Source organism: Variovorax sp. GW822-FHT04E09 (assembly GCF_058800845.1).
This window is the reverse complement of sequence record NZ_JBXAMR010000005.1, coordinates 113718-136186: the sequence shown is the minus strand read 5'-3', so window position 1 is coordinate 136186 and position 22469 is coordinate 113718. Positions and strand designations below refer to the sequence as shown.

Here is a 22469-nt window from a genome sequence, read left to right as displayed (position 1 = left end):
GTTGTCATTGCAGGTGCGCCGTGAGGCGGCTCAGGCCGTACAGCAGCAGCAGGTACAGCGCCATGTCGAACAGCGCCGGGTGCCACACCCAGCGGTACAGGCCGGTGGCGGCGAGCAGCCGGCGCACGCCCCACAGGGCGAGCAGCGCGGCGCCGGCCAGCAGCATGAGCCAGGGCACGTAGAGCCCGTAGAAACTGGCTTCGCCGATCATGCGGAAGCTCCTTGCGGTGAAGAGGAAGACACGCCTGCCAGCGAAGGCGGCGCGTCGGGGAACAGGTTTCGGCGCAGGCCGACCAGCGCGGTGACGGCGGCGCGCGACGCGGTGGAGCTGTCGCGTGCTGCGAGCACCGCCGCCAGCGCCTCGTCGATCTGCGGCAGCAGCGCCGCCGGGCGCGGCGCCATGCGGCCTTCGCCGCGCTGGCGGAAGAAGCGCGCGATGCCGCCGAGCAGCGCGGCCGAGGTGGCCATCGGCAGCTGGGCGCGCACGCGCTGCAGCACGGCGATGTCAGCGCCCATGCGCAGGTCGCGCAGCGCGTCGTTGGCGGCCACGCCCTCGACAGTGCCACCGGCCTGCGCGATGCGCGGCGCCAGCAGGCCGATGCGGTCGAGCATGCGCACGGCATAAGCGTCGCTCTGCGCGTACTGCGGCTGGGTGGAAGCGGCCATGTCGCCGAGTTCGCGCCAGGTGGCGCGCTGGATGCGGCGCGCGCTCCAGTCGGCGCCCACCGAGCGCACCAGCCGCGTGACGCGCGCGGCCATCACCACGCCGACGATCTGGCCGGTCATGCTGTTGATGAAGCTCACGAGGTCGGCGCTGGCGGTGTCGTGCATCGCCAGCGTGCCCGACACGCCGAAGACCAGCGCCATCGCGGCCATGAAGTGCGTCGGGCGCGGCAGGTACAGGCCCAGCACCAGGAACAGCGGCGCGCAGACCAGCGCGAGCATGCCGAAGTCCTGCACCGTGGGCATGAGCACCAGCACGTAGACGGCCGAGATGGGAATGGACCACAGCGTCCACTTCAGGAAGCCGTGCATCGCGGGCACGGGGTCGTCCATGGTGGCGAAGAAGCAGCAGAAGACGGCGGCCATCATGGTGGCGGCCGAGCCCATGGTCCAGCCCGTGAGGATCCAGAACGCGCCGCACACGCAGATGGCGATGACGGCGGCCAGCGCCGACAGCAGCGCCATGCCGTGGTCGCGGTGCATCGCGCGCTGGCCCAGCGCGGCCGTGCGGCGCAACGGCGCGCCGCCCTTCAGGCCTTCGTCGATGTCGCGGCGCAGCCGGGCGCAGGCGGTCCAGCCGTCGACCAGCTCTTCGAGCCGGCCCGCGAGGCCGATGCGCAGCGCACGGGCCCAGGGCGTGACCCCCGCGTCCTGCGCGCCGCCCAGCGCAGCGATCGCCTGGCGCAGCGCCTGCAGGCGGGTGGAGGCATCGACGGCCGGATCGCTTTCGTCGCGCAGCCACTGCGCGGCCAGCGCCAGCACGGCGGTGACGTCCGGCGCGAGGCGGCCCTCGGCCTGCGCCAGCGCCTGCAGCCGGTCTTCGACGGCCGACAGCGCGGGCGTGAGCGCCGCCACGCGGTCCTGCATGGCGCGGATCGCGCCGGCGGTCCAGCGCAGGTGCGTGGTGTCGAAGGGCACGTGGGTCGAGAGAAGGCGCAGTTGCGTGATGTCGCCGGCGAGGCGGCGGCGGTCGTCGTCCAGGCGCTTGGGGTCGGCGTCCTTGGGGGTGCTGCGGTCGCCGGGCTGGAACAGGTCACCGAGCCACTGGCGCGCGTCTTTCAGCGTGCGGTCGAGCAGGCCCAGCACGGTGGGCGCGAGCCCGGCGGGCAGCACGAGGCTGTGGACCAGCGTGGCGCAGAAGATGCCCAGGCCGATCTCTTCCACGCGCGCCACGGCGGTGTCGAACAGCACGAGCGGCGTCTGCACCGACGGAAAGCCGATCAGCGCCGCCGTGTAGCCCGCGAGCATGAAGACGTACGAGCGCGGCGTGCGGTCGAGCAGCGACACATACAGGCACAGCCCGACCCACAGCGCGAGCACCAGCGTGAGCAGCTCGGGCGCGTTGGACAGCGCGGGCACCATGAGCACGGTGGCGACGCTGCCGATGAGCGTGCCGCAGAAGCGGAACACCGCCTTGGAGCGCACGGCGCCGGCCAGCGGATGGGCGACGACGTAGGTGGTCATGAGCGCCCAGAAGGGGCGCGGCAGGCCGGCGCGGCTGGCCAGGTACATCGCCAGCATCGCGGCGGCGAAGCTCTTGACGGAAAAGAGAACTTCCGCGCGGGTGAAGCGCAGCAGGGCCATCGACATTGCCATTTACTGGCCGCGCCCTTCCTGCTGCAGGCTCTGCATGCCGGCGGCACTGCGGCCGAGCTTGGCCTCGAGCGCGCCGAAGACGCGCAAGGTGGCGGCGATGTCCTCGTCGGGAATGCCTTCGAACAGCGCGGCGCGCATCTGGCGCAGCGCGGCCTCGATGGGCTCGCAGACGGCACGGCCGGCGGGCGTGAGGTGCAGCGTCTTGGCGCGGCGGTCGGCCGGGTCTTCGCGGCGCTCGACGAGGCCGGCCTCGACCAGCTGGTCGAGCGAGCGCACCAGCGACGGCCCTTCGATGCCCAGCGCCTCGGCCACCGTGCCCTGGCGCACGCCGTCTTCCATGCGCCCGAGCACCACCACCGGCCAGGCCAGCGTCTGCGACAGGCCCACGTGCGCCACCGCCTTGTCGGCCGCCGCGCGGTAGCCGCGCTGGAGCACCGACAGCGAGGTGCCGAGCCGCATCAGCGCGTGTTCGCGCAACGGGGAGATGGGTTCGGTATCGGCCACGGCGTTATCAATTAGTTAGCTTGCTAACAATTGTACGGGTTTCTACCGAGTCTTGCACGCGGCCGCGCACGCCATCAGCGCGCGGCCCAGGGAAAAGGGGGAAGGGAAAGAAAAGTGTGAAGCTCGCCGATAAGCCGGATTCTGTGCACCGGGGCCCTCTTGCGAAGACCCCGGCGTGACCGCCATTACTCTGGGCCGTTTGTCGCCAAACGGCTCGATGCCACCTACCCGCCAGCTCAGCGGAACCACCTCAATACTGGCCTACTTGGTGTTGCTGCGCGCAGAGATTGCCCGTTTCACCCGAACTGAATCGGCTCGTCTCTGTTGCTCTGATCCTCACCTCACGGTGGAGAGTCGTTAACTCCTGCGCTGTCCTGTGCAGTCCGGACGTTCCTCCAGTGCGATCTTTCGACCCGATGCTGTTGCCCGAAGGCAGAGCATCGTCCCTTTCGGGCTTGCACCAGCGGCGGTCTGGCGTGCTTCACCTCTCGATTATCGCCCGCCCCATCAATGACCCTTCGAGCGGTGTCGCGCGCCGGTCGTCAGCCGGGCGTTTCGTGTTCGCCGGCCTGCACCAGGCCCAGCTTGCGCAAGGTCCGGTGAAAGTTGCTGCGGTCGATGCCGGCCTCGCGCGCGGCGCTGGCCACGCGGCCGCCGTGGCGGGCGAGCAGTTCCAAGAGCCAGGCCCGCTGGAAGGCCTCGGTCGCCTCGCGCAACGTGCCACCAGCAATGGCAGGCCCCGCGTATTCGTTCGCCGGGGCCTGCACGGGCGCCGCCACGGCGCTTCCCACGCCGGCAGCGCTGTCCAGCGCCAGGTGATGCGGCTCGATGGCCGTCCAGCGCGAGCCGCGCGGCTGTTCCCTGAACGCCCGCAGCGAAGCGCGGCTGATCACGTGCTCGAGCTCGCGCACATTGCCCGGCCAGCCGTGCGCCAGCATGGCGGCCTTCGACGCCGGCGAGAGCCGCAGGTTGCGCGCGCCCAGCCGGTGCTGGTTCTCCTCGAGAAAGCTGCCGGCGAGCACGAGCACGTCGCGCCCCCGTTCGCGCAGCGGCGCGACGACGAGCGGATAGACCGACAGCCGGTGGTACAGGTCGGCGCGAAACCGGCCCTGCGCGATCGCCGCGGGCAGGTCGCGGTTGGTGGCCGCGATCACGCGCACGTCGACCTTGCGCATGCGGTCGCTGCCGGGGCGCTGCACCTCGCCGCTTTGCAGCACGCGCAACAGCTTGGCCTGCACGCTCAGCGGCAGTTCGCCAACCTCGTCGAGAAAGAGCGTGCCGCCATCGGCGATCTCGAACTTGCCGTCGCGGTCCTGCACGGCGCCGGTGAACGCGCCGCGCTTGTGGCCGAAGAGTTCGCTGTCAGCCAGCGACTCGGGCAGCGCCGCGCAGTTGACCTGCACGAGCGGCTGCTCGCTGCGGCGCGAGCGCGCGAGCAGGCGCTGCGCGACGAGGTCCTTGCCGACACCGGTTTCGCCGAGCAGCAGCACCGTGAGGTCGGACACGGCGACCGTGTCGATCTCGTGGCACAGCTGCTTCATCGCCGGGCTGCTGCCCAGCAGCTCGCGGGGAGCGCCGCGCCCTGCGCGCAATGCCTGCGCGACGGCCTGCTCGCGCATCGCGCGCGCCTGCATCTCGCGGATCGTGTCGGCGGCCTCGATGCCGGTTTCGACAAGCGCAATCAGTGCCTCCATCTGCGCCGGGCCGACGGCGTCGAAGGCGTGCGGCTCCAGGGCGTCCAGCGTGAGCAGGCCCCAGACGGCGCCACGCAGGCGCAGCGGCGCGCCCATGCAGTCGTGCACTGGCAGGATGCCCGGCTGGCCGGCGACGAGGCCGTCGTACGGGTCGGGCAGGTTGCTGTCGTGGGCGAAACGCAGGCCCCGTTCGCTGGCGAGCAGGCGCGCAAAACGCGGATGGGCGGCGACGGGAAACTGGCGCCCCAGGGTTTCATCGCTCAGGCCATCGACCGCGACGGGCTTCAGCACGTCGACGTCGAGCTGCAGCAGCGCGGCGGCATCGCAGCGGACCAGTCCGCGCGCGGCGGCGAGCAGCGACCGGTAGCGGGCGGCCTCGGCTTCGGGCTCGGGTGGTGAGGCCTCGGTGGTCGAATCGACACGCATTGTGGTCATAAATACAACACTGAATTTGTTGTGAATTTGACCACACCTGATAAATCCCCAATGGCGTCAAGCACTTGCAGCTGCCTTCCGGCTGGCACGGATCGTGAGATGAAACAGGCATCTCCAACCGAAGGACCGCAAGACCATGAACCCGCAAACCATCGCCATCGTCAAGTCCACCGTGCCCGCGCTCCAGGCCCACGGCGAGGCCATCACCAGCCACTTCTACAAGATCATGTTCGAGGGCCATCCGCAGGTGAAGGCCTTCTTCAACGAGGCGCACCAGGCCGCTGGCACGCAGGCGCGCGCGCTGGCGGGGGCGGTCATCGCGTACGGCGCGCACATCGACCGGCTCGAAGCGATCGCCGGCGCCCTGCCCCGGATCATCCAGAAGCACGCCGCGCTGGGCGTGCTGCCGGAGCACTACCCGATCGTCGGCCACTACCTGCTGCGCGCCGTGAAGGAGGTGCTCGGCGACGCCGCGACCGACGAGGTGATCGCCGCCTGGCGCGAAGCCTACGAATCGCTGGCGGGCCTGCTCATCGACGCGGAAGAAGCCGTCTACAGCGCCAATGCGGCGCAACCCGGCGGATGGCGCGGCACGCGCGAGTTCCGCGTGGCCCGGCGCGAAGACGAAAGCGAGGTCATCACCTCGTTCTACCTGGAGCCCGTGGACGGCGGCGCGCTGTTGGCCTTCACGCCGGGGCAGTACCTCACGCTGGTGCTGGAGATCGACGGCCAGCCGGTGCGCCGCAACTACTCGCTGTCCGACGCGCCGGGCAAGCCGTGGTACCGCATCAGCGTGAAGAAGGAAGAAGGCGGCCGCGCCTCGAACTGGCTGCACGCAGCCGCCGCGGTCGGCACGCGGCTGCAGGTGCAGGCGCCGTGCGGCGACTTCGTGCTGCAGCCCGCGGGCGAGCAGGCGCGCCCGCTCGTGCTGGTGACGGGCGGCGTGGGCATCACGCCCGCGATGAGCATGCTCGAATCGGTGGCGCACACCGGCCGGCCGGTGCACTTCGTCCATGCGGCGCGGCACGGCGGCGCGCATGCGTTCCGCGCCCGCGTGGACGCACTCGCGCAGCGGCATGCGAACGTGAAGCCGCTGTATGTCTACGACGCGCCGCGCGACACCGACACGCCGCACGCGACCGGCTTCGTCACCCGCGAACTGCTGGCCGGAGTGCTGCCGGAAGACCGCGACGTCGACCTGTACTTTCTGGGACCGAAGCCCTTCATGCAGGCGGTGTATGCCAACGGGCTGGCGCTCGGCGTGCCGAAGCAGCAGCTTCGCTACGAGTTCTTCGGGCCGCTCGAAGCCCTGGAGGCCTGAGGGAAGCAAGGCCCTGCGCTGAAACAGTCGCGGGCTGGTCTCACAATGCGCGCTGTCCGCCCGAACAACCGCATTGATCCAAGGAGATTCCATGAAGGCCCAGAACATCCTCCAGACCATCGGCAACACGCCGCACATCCGCATCAACCGCCTGTTCGGCCATGCGAAGCAGCAGGTCTGGATCAAGTCGGAGCGCGCCAACCCCGGCGGCTCGATCAAGGACCGCATCGCGCTGTCGATGGTGGAAGACGCCGAGAAGAGCGGCGCGCTCAAGCCCGGCGGCACCATCGTCGAGCCCACCTCGGGCAACACCGGCATCGGCCTGGCGATGGTCGCGGCCGTCAAGGGCTACAAGCTGATCCTGGTGATGCCCGACAGCATGTCGGTGGAGCGCCGCCGCCTCATGCTGGCCTACGGCGCCACCTTCGACCTCACGCCGCGCGCCAACGGCATGAAGGGCTCCATCGCCCGCGCCGAGGAAATCGTGGCCGGCACGCCGGGCGCGTGGATGCCGCAGCAGTTCAACAACCCCGCCAACGTCGACGTGCACGTGCGCACCACGGCCGAGGAAATCGCGGCCGACTTTCCCGAAGGCATCGACGTGCTCATCACCGGCGTGGGCACGGGCGGCCACATCACCGGCGTGGCGAAGGTGCTCAAGAAGAAGTGGCCCAAGCTGCAGGTGTTCGCGGTGGAGCCGGTGGCTTCGCCCGTGATCTCGGGCGGCGCACCGGCGCCCCACCCCATCCAGGGCATCGGCGCGGGCTTCATTCCGAAGAACCTCGACACCTCGCTGCTGGACGGCGTGCTGCAGGTCGACGCCGAACCGGCGCGCGAAATGGCGCGCCGCTGCGCGGTCGAGGAAGGCATCCTGGTCGGCATCTCGTCGGGCGCGACGCTCGCGGCCATTGCGCAGAAGCTGCCCTCGCTGGCGCCCGATGCGGTGGTGCTGGGCTTCAACTACGACACCGGCGAGCGCTACCTCTCCGTCGAAGGCTTCCTGCCCGCCTGATCCAGCTACAAGTTTCATAGCGCCTCGGGCGCTTAAAATCGTCGGTCTGCTTGATAACCACAAGCCCCACGACATGCTGCGAATCTCCGAACTCAAACTCCCGCTCGACCACGCCCCAGAGGCGCTGGCCACCCTGATCGCCCGGACGCTCGACGTTCCGATTGAAGCGATCGCCTCCCACACCGTCTACAAGCGCAGCTTCGACGCCCGCAAGGTCGACCTGCTCACGGTCTACATCTGCGACGTGCAGCTGACCGACGCCGCGCTCGAAGCCGCGCTGCTGGCCAAGCACGCCAGCCACCCGCACATCCAGCCCGCGCCCGACATGCGCTACACGCCGCCGGGCCAGGCGCCCGCGGACGCCACGCGGCCCGTGGTGATCGGCTTCGGCCCCTGCGGCATCTTCGCGGCGCTGATGCTCGCGAAGATGGGCTTCAGGCCCATCGTGCTCGAACGCGGCAAGACCGTGCGCCAGCGCACCCGCGACACCTGGGGCCTGTGGCGCAAGAGCGTGCTCAACCCCGAGTCGAACGTGCAGTTCGGCGAAGGCGGCGCCGGCACCTTCTCGGACGGCAAGCTCTACAGCCAGATCAAGGACCCGCGCTTCCTCGGCCGCAAGGTGATGGAAGAGTTCGTGAAGGCCGGCGCGCCGCCCGAAATTTTGTACGTCGCGCATCCGCACATCGGCACCTTCAAGCTGGTGAAGGTGGTCGAGAACATCCGCGAGCAGATCGTCGCGCTCGGCGGCGAGATCCGCTTCGAGCAGCGCGTGACCGACGTGCACATCGAAAACGGCCACCTGCGCGGCCTCACCGTGCTCGACCAGACAACGGGCCAGAGCAGCGAGCTGCGCGCCGACCACGTCGTGATGGCGCTGGGCCACAGCTCGCGCGACACCTTCGAGATGCTGCACGCCCGCGGCGTGCACATCGAGGCCAAGCCTTTCTCGATCGGCTTCCGTGTCGAACACCCGCAGGGCCTGATCGACCGCGCCCGCTGGGGCCGCCACGCGGGCCATCCGCTGCTGGGCGCGGCCGACTACAAGCTGGTGCACCACGCCAGCAACGGCCGCTCGGTCTACAGCTTCTGCATGTGCCCCGGCGGCACCGTGGTCGCGGCCACCAGCGAGCCGGGCCGCGTGGTCACTAACGGCATGAGCCAGTACTCGCGCAACGAACGCAACGCCAACGCGGGCATCGTGGTGGGCATCGACCCGAAGGACTTCCCCGGCGATGCGCTGGCAGGCATCGCGCTGCAGCGCCAGCTCGAAAGCAACGCCTACGTGCTCGGCGGCAGCAACTACCACGCACCGGGCCAGCTGGTGGGCGACTTCATCGCCGGCAAGCCGTCGACCGCACTCGGCAGCATCATCCCGTCGTACAAGCCCGGCGTGACACCGACCGACCTGCACCAGGCCCTGCCCGCCTACGCCATCGAGGCGATGCGCGAGGCCTTCCCGGCATTCGGCCGCAAGATCAAGGGCTTCGACACGCACGACGCCGTGCTCACCGGCGTGGAAACGCGCACCTCGTCGCCGATCAAGATCACGCGCGGCGACGACTTCCAGAGCCTCAACGTGCGCGGCCTCTACCCGGCCGGCGAAGGCGCGAGCTACGCGGGCGGCATCCTGTCGGCCGGCGTGGACGGCATCAAGGTGGCCGAGGCCGTGGCGCGCAGCGTGCTCGGCAGCGCCGTTTGACGATGCACTTCCACCGCCCCACCACCGGCCAGTTGGCCGTCGCCACGCTGGCGATGGCCGCCGTGGTGCTCGCGTCCAACCTCCTGGTGCAGTTCGCCATCAACGACTGGCTCACCTGGGGCGCCTTCACCTACCCGGTGGCCTACCTCGTGAGCGACCTCGTCAACCGGCGCTTCGGCCCTGGCATGGCGCGCCGCGTGGCCTGGGTCGGCTTCGCGGTGGCGGTGGCGGTGTCGCTGCTGCTGGCACCGGCGCGCATCGCCGCCGCCTCGGGCCTGGCCTTCATCGCCTCGCAGCTGCTCGACATCCGCGTGTTCGACCGCCTGCGCCGGGGTCTGTGGTGGCGCGCGCCGCTGGTGGCCACGGTGATCGCGGCCGTGCTCGACAGCATCGTCTTCTGGGGCATCGCCTTCGCGGGCACCGACGGCCCCTGGCTCACCTGGGCGCTCGGCGACCTGGGCGTGAAGCTCGGTGTCGGCGTGCTGATGCTGCTGCCGTTCCGGCTGCTGATCGGGCGGCAAGCCGCTGACCGAGGCGCTGCACACGCATGACGATCCGCCCTGACAATACCCGCAGGATGTTCCGGCCGCGCTGACCGCGCGGGACCGGTTGTTCTTTTTCTTCCCTTTCCATCCCTCGCGCCCATCGCCGAGCCTTCCGTATGACCGACGCATCCACCGCCGCCCCGAACACGAACTCGCGCAACGCACGGCGCCAGCGCCCGGACATGGCCGAGCAGCTGCAGCAGCTGAAGGCCGGCGCGGGCAGCACCGACGCAGGCGCTGACGCGTCGGCAACGCAGCCCACCGCCCCCGCGCAACAGCAGCAGCAACAACGGCCGCCGCGCGCCAAGCAACAGCGCCCGCACGGGCAGCAACAGCCGCAGCAAGGGCGCAAGCCGCGCGGACAGCAGCCGCAACAGCAACAACAGCCCGAAGCCCAGCGCGCACCGCGCAAGGTCAACCCGGTGCTCGAGCGCCTGTTCGCGCTGTACCCGCAGCTGTTCGGCGCACGCTTCGTGCCGCTGAAGCTCGGCGTGTACGAAGAGCTGATCGCGCGCCACCCCGAAGACTTCAAGGCCGAAGACCTGAAGATCGCGATGGGCCAGCATGCGCGCTCCACGCGCTACCTCGAGAGCGTGGCCGCCGGCCATGCGCGCCATGACCTGGACGGCAATGCGCTCGACCCGGTCGCGCCCGAGCACGTGCACCACGCCATTCTTGAGCTGCACCGCCGCCGCTCGCACCGCAACCCCGGCGAAGACCTGCGTCCGCAGCTGGTGACGCGCATCGCCAAGGCCATCGAAGCCTCGGGCCTCGACCACGAGGCCTATGCCGTGCTGGTGCGCTCGCGCGACGCCAACAACAACGCCGTCGTCGACGAAGCCCTGGCCGAACTCGCCCAGCAGGCCGCCAAGCGCGAAGCCCTGCTGCGCGCCTTCGAAGCCAGCGGCCGCAGCGAACAGGAGTTCGCCGACATGTACGGCATGAAGCCCGGCGACGTGACGCGCACGCTGCAGCGCGTGCGGGATGACAAGAAGCGGGCCGAGGCCGCAGCCGCTGCCGCGGCGGTGGCCGCTGAAGCGGCAGCAGCCGCAGCGCCTGAAGCGCAGGCAGCGCCCGAAGCAGAAGCCGCCCCGGCCGCCCCCGAGGCGCCCGCCGCGGACTGACACCACACGCCCGCCCCAACGCAAAAAGCCGCCACATCACTGTGGCGGCTTTTTTCATGGGCGACGGCGTTGGCCGCCGTGCCTGCAACTTGCTCAGCGCGCGTTCTGCAGCGCCGCGATGCGCTCTTCGATCGGCGGGTGCGTGGCAAACAGCTTGCCCATCGCGCCCGTGATGCCCATGGCTTCCACAGCCTTGGGCAGCTCGCCGGCCGGCAGGCCGCCCAGGCGGGCGAGCGCGTTCATCATCGGCTGGCGGTTGCCCATGAGTGCGGCGGCGCCGGCGTCGGCGCGGAACTCGCGCTGGCGCGAGAACCAGGCCACCACCATCGCGGCGGCGAAGCCGAGCACGATGTCCAGCACGATGGTGCTCACGTAGTAGCCGATGCCGGGGCCCGACGAGCGGTCGTCGCCGCGGCGCAGGAAGCTGTCGACCGCGTAGCCGATCACGCGCGAGAGGAACACGACGAAGGTGTTCATCACGCCCTGGATCAGCGTCATCGTGACCATGTCGCCGTTGGCGATGTGCGCGACTTCGTGGCCGATGACGGCCTCGACTTCTTCACGCGTCATGCCCTGCAGCAGGCCGGTGGACACGGCCACGAGCGACGAGTTCTTGAACGCGCCGGTGGCGAAGGCATTGGGCTCGCCTTCGAAGATGCCGACCTCGGGCATGCCGATGCCGGCCTTGTCGGCGAACTTGCGCACGGTGCCGACGATCCAGGCCTCGTCGGGCGACTGGGGGTTGTCGATCATGCGCAGGCCGGCCGTCCACTTGGCCATGGGCTTGCTGATGAGCAGCGAGATGATCGCGCCGCCGAAACCCATGACCAGCGCAAAGCCGAGCAGCGCCGTCAGGTTGAGCCCGTTGGCCGTGAGAAAGCGGTTGACGCCGAGCAGGCTGGCGACCACGCCGAGCACCGCGACGACCATCACGTTGGTCAGGACAAACAGAAGGATACGTTTCAAGTTGAATTCTCCGTGGGGAACACTGCCGACCAGATGAGGGCCACAAGGCCCGCTTCAAGCCTGTCCGGCCGGGGTGACCGCTGTTGTCGTAGGTTGTGACGGACGCGGCGCGGTGGCGTGCGGTAGAGCAATGATAGGAGTAAAAGTTCTACGAACGGGGCCGGAAGACCTTCGGATCGTCGTAGTAATCGGGTGTTTCGTTGGCGCCGCACCACCCCGGAACGCCAAGCACCGGCAGCGGTGCGAAGGGCTTGCGTGCCATGTATTCGGGCGTGAGGCAGCGCGCCAAGGCTGCATCGCCGAGCGGGCCTTCGGCTGAAGGCAGCAGCACATGCGCGGTCGCGGCCTTGCGCGGCACCACCAGCTTTTCGAGCAGCGCATGGCCGAACACGCGCAGCCGCGCCTGCGCCCAGAGCGCGCGCCGCGTGACGAACAACGCCTGCCAGTCGCGCGCCACCAGCGCCTCCCACAGCGCGGGCGGTGCATCGAGCACCGCGCCGTTCTCGTCGAACAGCGTGAGCGCATCGCGCAGCGGCCCGCGCGTGGCGCCGACGCCGGCGCGTGCGATCTCGGTGGCCTGCAGCTCGTTGAGCCGGCGCTTGGTTTCGGGAAAGGCCAGCCAGACCAGGCCGTTGAAGAAGTCGTGCAGGTTGTCGCGCGTGGGCACGGTGCGCGTGCGGAAGATGTGGGCCTCGTAGGCCTGGCCCTCGGGCAGCGCGTCCTGCGTGACGAAGTCAGGCACGGCGGATGGCTTGGCCATCTGCAGCGCGGCGGCGACGGTGCCGCTGTGTGCAACGGCCCGCGCCACGGCTTCGCCGGGATCACGGTACGGTGCCAGCCAGGGTGCGGCCCAATCGATGGCCGCGACCGCCGGCAGGCCCGGGCTCAAGGCGCGGACGCCCCCGTCCATCGGATGCGGTCGGGGTGCTGCATCACCGCGAACTCGCCCGTGAGCTTGTCGAAGAGCTTGAGCGAGCTGCCGCTCTTGCTGAGCAGGCCGGCGGTGCGCAGGGCCTTGGCCACGTCGTTCAGCGGCACGTCGGTGCCGCGGCGCAGCGCGGGCACGGCCTGCAGGATGAACTCGGCGGCTTCGGAGATTTCAGGCTGCTGCGGCGGTGGCGGTGCCACCGGCTTGGCCGTCTTCGCCGCCGTCTTGCGCGCAGTCTTGGCCGCAGCCTTCTTCGCGGGGGCGGTCTTCGCGGCCGGCGTCTTCTTCGCAGCCGCCACCTTCTTGGCCGGCGCGGTGCGCACGGCCGGCTTGATGCCGTGGTGCGCGAGGTCGATGAAGCTGTCGTAGATGCCGACGGTCTCTTCGCCGGTCTTGCCCTGCTGGCCGATGCCGCAGACGCGGCAGCCCTTTTCGCGCAGGCGGATCACGAGCGGCGCGAAGTCGGAGTCGGACGACACCAGCACCACCACGTCGGGCCGCTCGGCGATCACGAGGTCGATGGCGTCGACGGCCAGCGCGATGTCGGTGCTGTTCTTGCCCGCCGACAGGTTCACCATGGGCCGCACCGACAGCCGCTTGAACAGCGCCTGGCGGTTCACGGCCATCTCGGCGTTGCAGTAGGCGCGGCGCACGTGGATGGCGCCGTAGTCCTCCATCGTGCGCTGCACGGCCTGCTCGATCACGTCGGCCGAGACGTTGTCGGCGTCGATCAGCAGCATCACGCGCAGCGACGACAGGGGCACCGGCGCCGTCATGCGAGCTTCCAGTTCACCGTCTCGCCACCGCGCAGCGGCTTGAGCGTGGCTTCGCCGTAGGGCACGGTCTCGGGCAGGGTCCAGGTTTCGCGCTTCAGCGTGATGGTGTCGGTGTGGCGCGGCAGGTCGTAGAAGTCGGGGCCGTGGAAGCTGGCAAAGCCTTCGAGCTTGTCGAGCGCGTTCACGCTGTCGAAGGCCTCGGCGTACAGCTCGATGGCGGTGAGCGCGGTGTAGCAGCCGGCGCAGCCCAGTGCGTGCTCCTTCAGGTGCGCGGGGTGCGGCGCGCTGTCGGTGCCCAGGAAGAAGCGGTCGCTGCCGCTGGTGGCGGCCTCGACGAGCGCCACGCGGTGCGTTTCGCGCTTGAGCACGGGCAGGCAGTAGTAGTGCGGGCGGATGCCGCCGGTGAAGATGGCGTTGCGGTTGTACAGCAGGTGGTGCGCCGTGATGGTGGCGGCTGTGAAGCGGTCGGCGTCGCGCACGTAGTGGGCGCCTTCCTTGGTGGTGAGGTGCTCGAACACCACCTTCAGTTCGGGGAAGTCGCGGCGCAGCGGGATCATCACGCGGTCGACGAACACGGCTTCGCGGTCGAACAGGTCGATGGCCGGGTCGGTCACTTCGCCGTGCACCAGCAGCAGCAGGCCGTGCTTCTGCATGGCTTCGAGCGTCTTGTAGGTCTTGCGGATGTCGGTCACACCGGCATCGCTGTTGGTGGTGGCGCCGGCCGGATAGAGCTTGAGCGCACGCACGCCGGCTTCGGCGGCCAGCGCGATTTCTTCGGGCGGCAGCTTGTCGGTCAGGTAGAGCGACATCACGGGCTCGAAGGACGTGCCCGCGGGCACGGCGGCGCGGATGCGGTCGCGGTAGGCCACGGCCTGGGCGGCGGTGGTCACGGGCGGACGCAGGTTCGGCATGATCAGCGCGCGGCCGAACTGGCGGGCGCTGTGGGGCACGACGGCTTCGAGGGCGGCGCCATCGCGCACGTGCAGGTGCCAGTCGTCTGGGCGGGTGATCGTGAGGGTGTCTGTCATGGCGGGCGCAATTGTCGCATCGCCCCCTGAGACGGGCCCTACCCCAGCAGGTATTCGCGCACCAGCAGGCGCGCACGATGCAGCCGGCTCTTCACGGCGCCCGGCGGCTCGCCCAGGCGCTCGGCGATCTCGGCAATGGTGAGTTCCTCGAAGTCGCGCAGCAGCACGACCTCGCGGTAGTGCGCCGGCAACGATTCGAGCGCATGGGCCAGGTCGATGCGCAGCGCGTGGTCGCTGCGGGCCGCGAGCTGGCGCTCGACGGTGTCTTCGTCGAGCGGGTCGTGGCGGAACATGGCGCGCTGCAGGCGCAGGCATTCGCGCCGGATGACGGTGAACAGCCACGACGAGAACGCCGCGGCCGCCTGCAGCCCGCGCACGCGGCGTGCGACCACCAGCAGCGACTCCTGCACGGCGTCGTCCACGTCGCTGGCCTGGCAGTGCCGGCGGGCGTAGCGGCGCGCGTCGGTCTGGCAGGCGGCGAGCAGGCCCTCGAGGGCGACGGGGTCGCCGGTCTGCGCGGCCAGGATCAGGCAGGTGCGGTCGATCGCTGCGGTGGCCATGGGTCAGCGGCCCTTGTCGAGCCTGCGCCCGACCATCGCGCACATCGGGCAGAAGCCGACCAGCCCGGTGAGGGCCAGCATCGCGCCCATGAGGCCGACCGCGACGGCCAGGACGTCCGCCGGCCAGTTCATGGCGGCGAAGGCGAGGCCGGCGAGGCCCAGGGCGATGCGCAGGGCGCGTTCCCAGCCGGGAACATTCTTGACGTAGAGCATGGTGGTTTCCTTCGATCCGTGACGTGTGAATGCGGGAGGAGCAGAACGCCCCTCCCGCATGGAAAGAGGCGGCCACCCGCCGAAACGGTTCGCGGAAAGTCAGGATTTTTTCATGCCCTCGCGGCAACGCCCACCCGCATGAGGCACAGCTACCGCTGGAACACCCCGCAGACGCGGTCGGCCACGGCCTGCATCCAGCGCACGTGGCTGGTCGAGCTGCGCGCGCCCCGGCCCGGCGGCCAGGGATCGAACAGGCGCAGCGTGGTGCCGCCCCCGCCGGGGTCGTTGTCGCCGCGAATGCCCGCGAGCACGACCATGTGGCCCGGCTGGCCGGCGGGCGCGCCGCCCTTGGCGCCCCAGCGCAGGTCGAACATCAGCGGCCCGGCGTGCAGCGCGGTGCGCAGCGCGGCGACGGTCCACGGGCCGTGGGTCCGCAGCGTGAGGCCGTGCGCAGCGGCGAAGCGGCGGTTGTCGTCGTCATCGGGGTCGCTGCCCTGCGCATGGCGGTCGCTGTCCACGCGGCGGCGCAAGGCGCCGTCGGCGCCCATCAGCTCCGAGGGCGTGCGCGCCACCACGGTCTGCACGGTGGCGCGCGTGAGCATCGCGGTGGCCGCCGCCCAGCACAGCGCGGGCACGGGCTGCGGAATCAACGCCACGGGGTGCAGCAGCGGCGCGTGGGTTTCGTTGTCGAAGGCCACGTTGCGGGTGCAGGGGCCGGCTTCGCCGTCCTCGCACAGCCAGTGCGCGGCCTGCAAGCGCAGCACGGCCGCCCGGGTGACGGGGCCGTAGTCGCCGTCGGGCGCGAGGCCGGGGCTGGGCTGCAATTTGCGGTTCAGGGCCTCCTGCAGGCGACGGACATCGGCCCCGCGCCAGCCCTGTTTCAGCGTGCTCATCGGTGGGAATCCCCCTTGACACAAGGATGCACGGACGAAGGAAAGCGAGCGGATGCATTGTGAAAACGGCACGCCCCTGCGTCTATTGGTCGGATGACATAGCCGGAACATGTGATGCCACGGAGGTTTCCCCCGGGCGCCAGCCCTGCGGCGGACCTTGGTAGGCTCGCTCCCCATGACCGCGCCCGCCCCGACCGCCCAGCCCATCGCCACCGAACTCGCCGACGGCGGCCTCGCGGCCCTGTTCACCGCGCCCGGCGGCGCGCCGGCCTTCGCGGTGCGCTGGCAGGGCGCCGTGCACGGCTACCTGAACCAGTGCCCGCACGCCGGCGGCCCGCTCGATTTCGAAGGCCAGATCCTCGAAAGCTCCGGGCGCTACCTGATGTGCGCGCGGCACGGCGCGATCTTCGAGCCCGACACCGGGCGCTGCGTGGGCGGCCCCTGCCGCGGCGCGCGCCTCACGCCGCTGGCGCTGCGCGAGGCGGCGGACGGCAGCGTGTGGCTGGCCGACTGACGCGGGCGAGCGGCTACAGTCGCGGCCTCTTCTTTCCGCCCTGCCCCATGCGCCGATTCGCTGCTGTCTCCGTCCTCGTTCCGGCCCTACTCATCGGCGCGGGCTGCGTCTCGCGACCCGCGCCGCGCGTCACCTTCCTGGCCGACGGCGTGTTCAAGTCGCCCACCGCGCAGGACGCCGAGAACTACTGCCGCAACTTCGGCGCGCCGATGCGCTTTTTGAGCAGCACGCTGTCGGAGGTGCCGGCAGAAGGTGTGCCGGCAGGAGAAGTCGTCTACCGCTGCGACTGAGCTTCTTCGGCTTCTTCCGGCCGCACCCGCGCCAGGATGAAATCGATGAACGTCCGGATCGCCCGCGTGTGCTGGCGGTTCGGCATGTAGAGCATGAACATCTGGGTGCCGAAGATCGACAGGCGCCAGTCGTCCAGCGTGGTCACCACGTCGCCGCGGCGCACGTCTTCCTGCACCACGTAGTCGGGCACGAGGCCGACGCCCAGGCCCGCGAGGATGGCCTGGCGCAGGAATAAAAAGTTCTCCGAGATCAGCGTCGGCTCCAGGATCACCTCGCGCCGCGTCTCGCCCTGGTAGGCCGAGATGCGCAGCTGCCGCCCGATGACGGCGGCCGTGACCACCGGCGTGGCGCGCAGCGCGTCCAGCTGCACGGGCAGCGGGTGGCGCTCGGCGTAGGCGCGCGTGGCGCAGGCCACGTAGCGCACCGGGCCCATCTCGCGCGCCACGAGGTTCTGCGGCGGCTCGGGGATCACGCGGATGGCGATGTCGACCTCGTCGCGCAGCAGGTCTTCGATGCGGTTCTCGAACACCACGTCGAGCACGATGCCGGGGTACTGGCGCTTGAAGTCGATGAGCCAGTCGGCCATCACGAGCTGGCCGTAGCCGCTGGGCACGCTCAGGCGCACGCGGCCCTGCAGGCCCTCGCCCAGCGCGGTGACCGACTCGCGCGCCGCCAGCAGCTCGCCCTGGATGGCCACGCCGTGCTGGTACAGCCGCAGCCCGATCTCGGTGGGCTCGGCGCGCCGGGTGGTACGCCGGATCAGCTGCGCGCCCACCGAGCGCTCCAGCTGGTTCAGGTGGTAGCTGACGTTGGCGCGGGTCATCTTGAGCCGGCGCGCCGCCGCGCTCAGGTTGCCCGCGTCAAGGATTTCCACCAGCAGGGTGAGCGATTGCAGGTCCATGGGCGGATTGTGTCAAAAATTCTTTGACAGTCTGTCAACCACCTATGCAATTGTCAAAGCAGCGATGCCGGCCAAGAATGCAGGGCTCCCCAGAGCCCCGGACCCCTCGGCTTCACGAGGGCCTGCCACGCAAGCAAGAGACAAGCGACACGCACATGGCCACCCCCACTCCCAGCCCTTCCACGTCCAACGGTCCCGTCACCTTCCAGCGTCAAGGCGACGTGTGCGTGGTGACCATCGACAACCCGCCCGTCAACGCCCTGGGCGTGGACGTGCGCCGCGGCCTGGCCGCCGCCATCGACGCGGCCGAGGCCGACAGCGGCGCCAAGGCGGTGCTGATCGTCGGCGCGGGCCGCAACTTCATCGCCGGCGCGGACATCCGCGAGTTCGGCCAGACGCCGCAGCAGCCCTCGCTGCCCGAGGTCTGCCTGAAGATCGAGAACTGCAGCAAGCCGGTGGTCGCCGCCATCCATGGCGCGGCGCTCGGCGGCGGGCTGGAAATTGCCCTGTCGGCGCACTACCGCCTCGCCGCGCCCACCGCCAAGCTGGGCCTGCCCGAGGTGGCGCTGGGCCTGCTGCCCGGCTCGGGCGGCACGCAGCGCGCACCGCGCCTGATCGGCGTGAAGCCCGCGCTCGAACTGATGCTCAGCGGCCGCCATGCGGGCGCCAAGGAAGCGCTGACGCTCGGCCTCGTCGACCGCCTCGGCGCTGAAGCCGATGCCCGCGCCGAAGGCCTCGCCTACGCGCAGGAGCTGGTCGCTGCCCACGCCCCGGTGCGCCGCACGCGCGAAGCCGCCGGCCTGGCCGACAAGGACGCAGCCCGCGCCGCCCTCGAGGCCGCGCGCGCCGACACCGCCAAGAAGAGCCGCGGCCTGTTCTCGCCGATGAAGATCGTCGAAGCGGTCGAAGGCGCGCTCACGCTGCCCTTCGACGAAGGCATGGCACTGGAGCGCAAGCTGTTCCTGCAGTGCATCGACAGCCCGCAGCGCGCCGGCCTGATCCACGCCTTCTTCGCCGAACGCGAAGTGCTGAAGGCGCCCGAGACCCGCTCGGCCAGCCCGCGCCCGCTCACCTCGGCCGGCATCGTCGGCGGCGGCACCATGGGTGCGGGCATTGCCGTGGCCATGCTCGACGCGGGCCTGCCCGTGACCATGGTCGAGCGCGACGAGCCCAGCCTGGCGCGCGGCCGTGCGCACGTCGAGAAGGTGTACGACGGCCTCATCGCCAAGGGCCGCATGACACAAGAGGCCAAGGCCGCCGTCATGGCCCGCTTCTCGGGCTCGACGAGCTACGACGCCTTCGCGAATGTCGACATCGTGGTCGAGGCCGTGTTCGAAGAGATGGGCGTCAAGAAGGCCGTGTTCGCCGAACTCGACCGCGTGTGCAAGAAGGGCGCCGTGCTCGCCACCAACACCTCGTACCTGGACATCGACGAGATCGCCGCCAGCATCTCGCGCCCGCAGGACGTGGTGGGCCTGCACTTCTTCTCGCCCGCCAACATCATGAAGCTGCTGGAGATCGTGGTGCCCGCCAAGGTGAGCGCCGACGTGGTCGCCACGGGCTTCGAACTCGCGAAGAAATTGAAGAAGGTGCCCGTGCGCGCCGGCGTGTGCGACGGCTTCATCGGCAACCGCATCCTGGCCGTGTACCGCCAGGCCGCCGACCACATGATGGAAGACGGCGCCTCGCCCTACGACATCGACGCGGCCGTGCGCAACTTCGGCTACCCGATGGGCCCGTTCCAGGTGTCCGACCTGGCCGGCGGCGACATCGGCTGGGCCACGCGCAAGCGCAAGGCCGCCACGCGCGACCCGCAGGCGCGCTACGTGCAGGTGGCCGACCGCATCTGCGAGCGCGGCTGGTTCGGCCAGAAGACGCAACGCGGCTACTACCTGTACCCCGAAGGCGCGCGCACCGGCGTGCCCGACCCCGAGGTGCTGGCCATCATCGACGCCGAGCGCGAGCGCGCCGGCATCACGCCGCGCACCTTCACCGAAGAAGAAATCATGCGCCGCTACATGGCCGCCATGGTCAACGAAGGCGCCAACGTCGTGCTGCAGCGCATCGCGCTGCGCCCGCTCGACGTGGACGTGACCTTCCTCTATGGCTACGGCTTCCCGCGCCACCGCGGCGGCCCCATGAAGTACGCCGACACCGTGGGCCTGCCCAAGGTGCTCGCCGACATCCGCGAGTTCGCCAAGGCCGACCCGATCTTCTGGAAGCCGTCGCCGCTGCTCGTGGAGCTGGTCGAACGTGGCGCCGATTTCGCCAGCCTGAATCAATCCGAGTAACCGTTAGAGCCCACCGTCCAGGAGACAAACCCATGCGTGAAGCCGTCATCGTTTCTACCGCCCGCACCCCGCTCACCAAGGCGCACCGCGGCGAATTCAACATCACCTCCGGCGCCACGCTGGCCTCGTTCGCGGTGAAGGCCGCGGTCGAGCGCTCGGGCCTGGACCCGGCCCTGATCGAGGACGCGATCCTCGGCTGCGGCTACCCCGAAGGCACCACCGGCCGCAACATCGCGCGCCAGTCGATCATCCGCTCGGGCCTGCCGATCAGCATCGCCGGCACCACCGTGAACCGCTTCTGCGCCTCGGGCCTGCAGGCCATCGCCATGGCCGCGGGCCGCATCGTGGTGGACGGCGCGCCGGCCATGATCGCGGGCGGCGTGGAAAGCATCTCGCAGATCCGCGGCCGCAGCCCCGGCGACGGTGGCGACCTCAGCCTGGACCCGTGGATCGTCGAGCACAAGCCCGAGCTCTACATGGCGATGATCGACACCGCCGACATCGTCGCCAAGCGCTACAACATCAGCCGCGAAGCGCAGGACCGCTTCTCCGCCGAGAGCCAGCGCAAGACCGAAGAAGCGCAACTGGCCGGCCGCTACAAGGACGAGATCGTGGCCTGCACCACCACGATGGCCGTGACCGACAAGGAGACCAAGGAAGTCACCCACCGCGAAGTCACCGCCACGGAAGACAACTGCAACCGCCGCGGCACCACCTACGAGGCGCTGGCCAAGCTCAAGCCCGTGATGGGCGACGACAAGTTCATCACCGCCGGCAACGCCTCGCAGCTGTCCGACGGCGCCTCGGCCTGCGTGATGATGGAAGCCAAGGACGCCGAGCGCGCCAACCTGAAGCCGCTGGGCGCCTTCCGGGGCCTGGCGCTGGCCGGCTGCGAACCCGACGAGATGGGCATCGGCCCGGTCTTCGCCGTGCCCAAGCTGCTCGCGCGCCACGGCCTGAAGGTGCAGGACATCGACCTGTGGGAACTCAACGAAGCCTTCGCCTCGCAGTCGATCTACTGCCAGGAAAAGCTGGGCATTCCGTCGGAACGCCTGAACGTGAACGGCGGCGCGATCTCCATCGGCCACCCCTTCGGCATGACCGGCGCGCGTCTCACGGGCCACGTGCTGCTCGAAGGCAAGCGCCGCGGCGCCAAGTACGCCGTGGTCACGATGTGCATCGCCGGCGGCATGGGCGCGGCCGGCCTGTTCGAAATTTATTGATTCATTGAGGAGTCCGCGATGGACCTGAACTTCACGACCGAAGAAGAAGCCTTCCGCAGCGAAGTGCGCACCTTCCTGGCGAACAAGCTGCCTGCGCGGCTGTCCGACAAGGTGCGCAGCGGCAAGATCCTGGAAAAGGCCGACATGCAGGAATGGCACGCCATCCTGAACGAGCGCGGCTGGCTCGCCAACCACTGGCCCGAGCAGTACGGCGGCCCGGGTTGGACCGCGGTCGAGAAGTTCATCTTCGAGAACGAATGCGCCCTGGCCTTCGCGCCGCGCATCGTGCCCTTCGGCGTCAACATGCTGGGCCCGGTGCTCATCAAGTACGGCAACGAAGCGCAGAAGAGCTACTGGCTACCGCGCATCCTGAGCGGCGCCGACTGGTGGTGCCAGGGCTACTCGGAACCCGGCGCGGGCTCCGACCTGGCCGCGGTGAAGACCACGGCCGTGCGCGGCATCGACGCGCAGGGCGACCACTACATCGTGAACGGCCAGAAGACCTGGACCACGCTGGGCCAGCACGCCAACATGATCTTCTGCCTGGTGCGCACCAACCGCGAGGCGAAGAAGCAGGAAGGCATCAGCTTCCTGCTGGTCGACATGACCTCGCCCGGCGTGGAAGTGCGCCCGATCATCACGCTGGACGGCGAGCATGAAGTCAACGAGGTGTTCTTCTCCGACGTGCGCGTGCCCGCCGAGAACCTCGTGGGCGAAGAGAACAAGGGCTGGACCTGCGCCAAGTACCTGCTGACCTACGAACGCACCAACATCGCGGGCGTGGGCTTCTCGGTGGCCGCACTCGAACAGCTCAAGGGCATCGCCGCCTCGCAGACCAAGAACGGCAAGCCCTTGGCGGACGACCCGGCCTTTGCCGCACGCCTGGCGCGCGTCGAGATCGACCTGGAGAACATGAAGACCACCAACCTGCGCGTGATCGCGGCGGTGGCCGGCGGCGGCGTGCCCGGTGCGGAAAGCTCGATGCTGAAGATTCGCGGCACCGAGATCCGCCAGGAAATCTCGTCGCTCGCGCGCCGCGCCATGGGCGTGTACGGCCGCCCCTTCGTCGCCGAAGCGCTGCAGGATGGCTTCACCGGCGAGACCTTCGGCCCGGCCTATGCCAAGGCTGCCGCCTCGCGCTACTTCAACAACCGCAAGCTGTCGATCTTCGGCGGCTCGAACGAAATCCAGAAGAACATCATCTCCAAGATGATCCTCGGGCTGTAAAGGAG

General features: G+C 69.8%; 22 protein-coding genes and 1 other RNA gene. 10 read left to right on the top strand and 13 right to left on the bottom strand.

Annotation, left to right across the window (positions count from 1 at the left end):
* Positions 1-4 precede the first annotated feature (4 nt).
* The 5 genes from AC1RL8_RS20795 to norR all read right to left on the bottom strand — a co-directional run bounded on the left by AC1RL8_RS20795 (position 5) and on the right by norR (position 4952).
* Positions 5-211 carry a DUF1656 domain-containing protein gene (locus AC1RL8_RS20795; protein WP_062483051.1) on the bottom strand — a complete coding sequence of 69 codons (207 nt, stop codon included), beginning with the start codon at positions 209-211 and terminating at the stop codon, positions 5-7.
* Positions 208-2313 (bottom strand): FUSC family protein, encoded by a 2106-nt coding sequence (locus AC1RL8_RS20790; protein WP_492686328.1) that lies wholly within the window; start codon positions 2311-2313, stop codon positions 208-210. Before AC1RL8_RS20790 ends, AC1RL8_RS20795 begins: the two co-directional genes overlap by 4 nt.
* Before the next feature lie 6 nt (positions 2314-2319).
* A complete protein-coding gene (locus AC1RL8_RS20785; protein ID WP_492686406.1) occupies positions 2320-2778 on the bottom strand; it encodes a MarR family winged helix-turn-helix transcriptional regulator in 459 nt (152 codons plus the stop codon).
* A 159-nt stretch (positions 2779-2937) separates the two neighbouring features.
* Positions 2938-3306, bottom strand: an RNA gene (gene rnpB, locus AC1RL8_RS20780) — RNase P RNA component class A.
* Positions 3307-3365: 59 nt separating this feature from the next.
* Positions 3366-4952, bottom strand: coding sequence for a nitric oxide reductase transcriptional regulator NorR (norR, locus tag AC1RL8_RS20775; RefSeq protein ID WP_492686329.1), 1587 nt, complete (start codon positions 4950-4952; stop codon positions 3366-3368).
* A gap of 136 nt (positions 4953-5088) precedes the next feature.
* Here norR and hmpA point away from each other — a divergent pair, with 136 nt between their 5' ends.
* The 5 genes from hmpA (at position 5089) to AC1RL8_RS20750 (ending at position 10653) form a co-directional block, all read left to right on the top strand.
* Complete coding sequence (hmpA, locus tag AC1RL8_RS20770; protein WP_492686330.1) at positions 5089-6273, top strand: NO-inducible flavohemoprotein; 1185 nt, start codon at positions 5089-5091, stop codon at positions 6271-6273.
* 91 nt (positions 6274-6364) lie between these two features.
* Positions 6365-7285: a cysteine synthase A gene (gene cysK / locus AC1RL8_RS20765; RefSeq protein WP_062478599.1), complete on the top strand. Its 921-nt coding sequence runs from the start codon at positions 6365-6367 to the stop codon at positions 7283-7285.
* A 73-nt stretch (positions 7286-7358) separates the two neighbouring features.
* A complete protein-coding gene (locus AC1RL8_RS20760) occupies positions 7359-8984 on the top strand; it encodes an NAD(P)/FAD-dependent oxidoreductase (protein ID WP_492686331.1) in 1626 nt (541 codons plus the stop codon).
* Between the two features lie 2 nt (positions 8985-8986).
* The gene (locus tag AC1RL8_RS20755) at positions 8987-9535 is read left to right on the top strand and encodes a VUT family protein (RefSeq protein WP_492686332.1); all 549 of its coding nucleotides are present in this window, start codon (positions 8987-8989) and stop codon (positions 9533-9535) included.
* 110 nt (positions 9536-9645) lie between these two features.
* Positions 9646-10653, top strand: coding sequence for a ProQ/FinO family protein (locus tag AC1RL8_RS20750; RefSeq protein ID WP_492686333.1), 1008 nt, complete (start codon positions 9646-9648; stop codon positions 10651-10653).
* Positions 10654-10746: 93 nt separating this feature from the next.
* On the opposite strand, the gene htpX is transcribed toward AC1RL8_RS20750, so the two are convergent.
* The 7 genes from htpX to AC1RL8_RS20715 all read right to left on the bottom strand — a co-directional run bounded on the left by htpX (position 10747) and on the right by AC1RL8_RS20715 (position 16017).
* Positions 10747-11619, bottom strand: a complete 873-nt coding sequence (htpX, locus tag AC1RL8_RS20745; RefSeq protein WP_139701422.1) for a protease HtpX — start codon at positions 11617-11619, stop codon at positions 10747-10749.
* Positions 11620-11767: 148 nt separating this feature from the next.
* Positions 11768-12529: a DUF3025 domain-containing protein gene (locus AC1RL8_RS20740; protein ID WP_492686334.1), complete on the bottom strand. Its 762-nt coding sequence runs from the start codon at positions 12527-12529 to the stop codon at positions 11768-11770.
* On the bottom strand, positions 12505-13323 hold the full coding sequence (locus tag AC1RL8_RS20735) for an NYN domain-containing protein (RefSeq protein WP_369644790.1): 819 nt from the start codon (positions 13321-13323) through the stop codon (positions 12505-12507). The genes AC1RL8_RS20740 and AC1RL8_RS20735 overlap by 25 nt, the downstream gene beginning before the upstream one ends.
* Positions 13320-14351: a dihydroorotase gene (gene pyrC / locus AC1RL8_RS20730; RefSeq protein WP_070060172.1), complete on the bottom strand. Its 1032-nt coding sequence runs from the start codon at positions 14349-14351 to the stop codon at positions 13320-13322. Before pyrC ends, AC1RL8_RS20735 begins: the two co-directional genes overlap by 4 nt.
* 38 nt (positions 14352-14389) lie before the next feature.
* Positions 14390-14911, bottom strand: a complete 522-nt coding sequence (locus AC1RL8_RS20725) for an RNA polymerase sigma factor (protein ID WP_062478577.1) — start codon at positions 14909-14911, stop codon at positions 14390-14392.
* Positions 14912-14914: 3 nt separating this feature from the next.
* Complete coding sequence (locus tag AC1RL8_RS20720) at positions 14915-15124, bottom strand: YgaP family membrane protein (protein ID WP_492686335.1); 210 nt, start codon at positions 15122-15124, stop codon at positions 14915-14917.
* A gap of 149 nt (positions 15125-15273) precedes the next feature.
* A complete protein-coding gene (locus tag AC1RL8_RS20715) occupies positions 15274-16017 on the bottom strand; it encodes a peptidoglycan-binding protein (RefSeq protein WP_492686336.1) in 744 nt (247 codons plus the stop codon).
* 175 nt (positions 16018-16192) lie between these two features.
* Here AC1RL8_RS20715 and AC1RL8_RS20710 point away from each other — a divergent pair, with 175 nt between their 5' ends.
* The gene (locus AC1RL8_RS20710) at positions 16193-16531 is read left to right on the top strand and encodes a Rieske (2Fe-2S) protein (protein ID WP_070060176.1); all 339 of its coding nucleotides are present in this window, start codon (positions 16193-16195) and stop codon (positions 16529-16531) included.
* 47 nt (positions 16532-16578) lie between these two features.
* A complete protein-coding gene (locus tag AC1RL8_RS20705) occupies positions 16579-16821 on the top strand; it encodes a hypothetical protein (RefSeq protein ID WP_095743565.1) in 243 nt (80 codons plus the stop codon).
* Here AC1RL8_RS20705 and AC1RL8_RS20700 read toward each other — a convergent pair.
* A complete protein-coding gene (locus AC1RL8_RS20700; RefSeq protein WP_062478562.1) occupies positions 16806-17723 on the bottom strand; it encodes a LysR family transcriptional regulator in 918 nt (305 codons plus the stop codon). The genes AC1RL8_RS20705 and AC1RL8_RS20700 overlap by 16 nt on opposite strands.
* A 155-nt stretch (positions 17724-17878) precedes the next feature.
* Between AC1RL8_RS20700 and AC1RL8_RS20695 the strand changes: the two genes are divergently transcribed.
* From AC1RL8_RS20695 to AC1RL8_RS20685, 3 genes are read left to right on the top strand one after another with little or no spacing between them, the layout of a single operon-like run.
* Positions 17879-20014 (top strand): 3-hydroxyacyl-CoA dehydrogenase NAD-binding domain-containing protein, encoded by a 2136-nt coding sequence (locus AC1RL8_RS20695; RefSeq protein ID WP_492686337.1) that lies wholly within the window; start codon positions 17879-17881, stop codon positions 20012-20014.
* A 32-nt stretch (positions 20015-20046) separates the two neighbouring features.
* Entirely contained in the window at positions 20047-21237 is a 1191-nt protein-coding gene (locus tag AC1RL8_RS20690; RefSeq protein WP_062478557.1) for an acetyl-CoA C-acyltransferase, read from the top strand.
* Positions 21238-21255: 18 nt separating this feature from the next.
* Positions 21256-22464, top strand: coding sequence for an acyl-CoA dehydrogenase family protein (locus tag AC1RL8_RS20685; RefSeq protein ID WP_062478554.1), 1209 nt, complete (start codon positions 21256-21258; stop codon positions 22462-22464).
* Positions 22465-22469 lie beyond the last annotated feature (5 nt).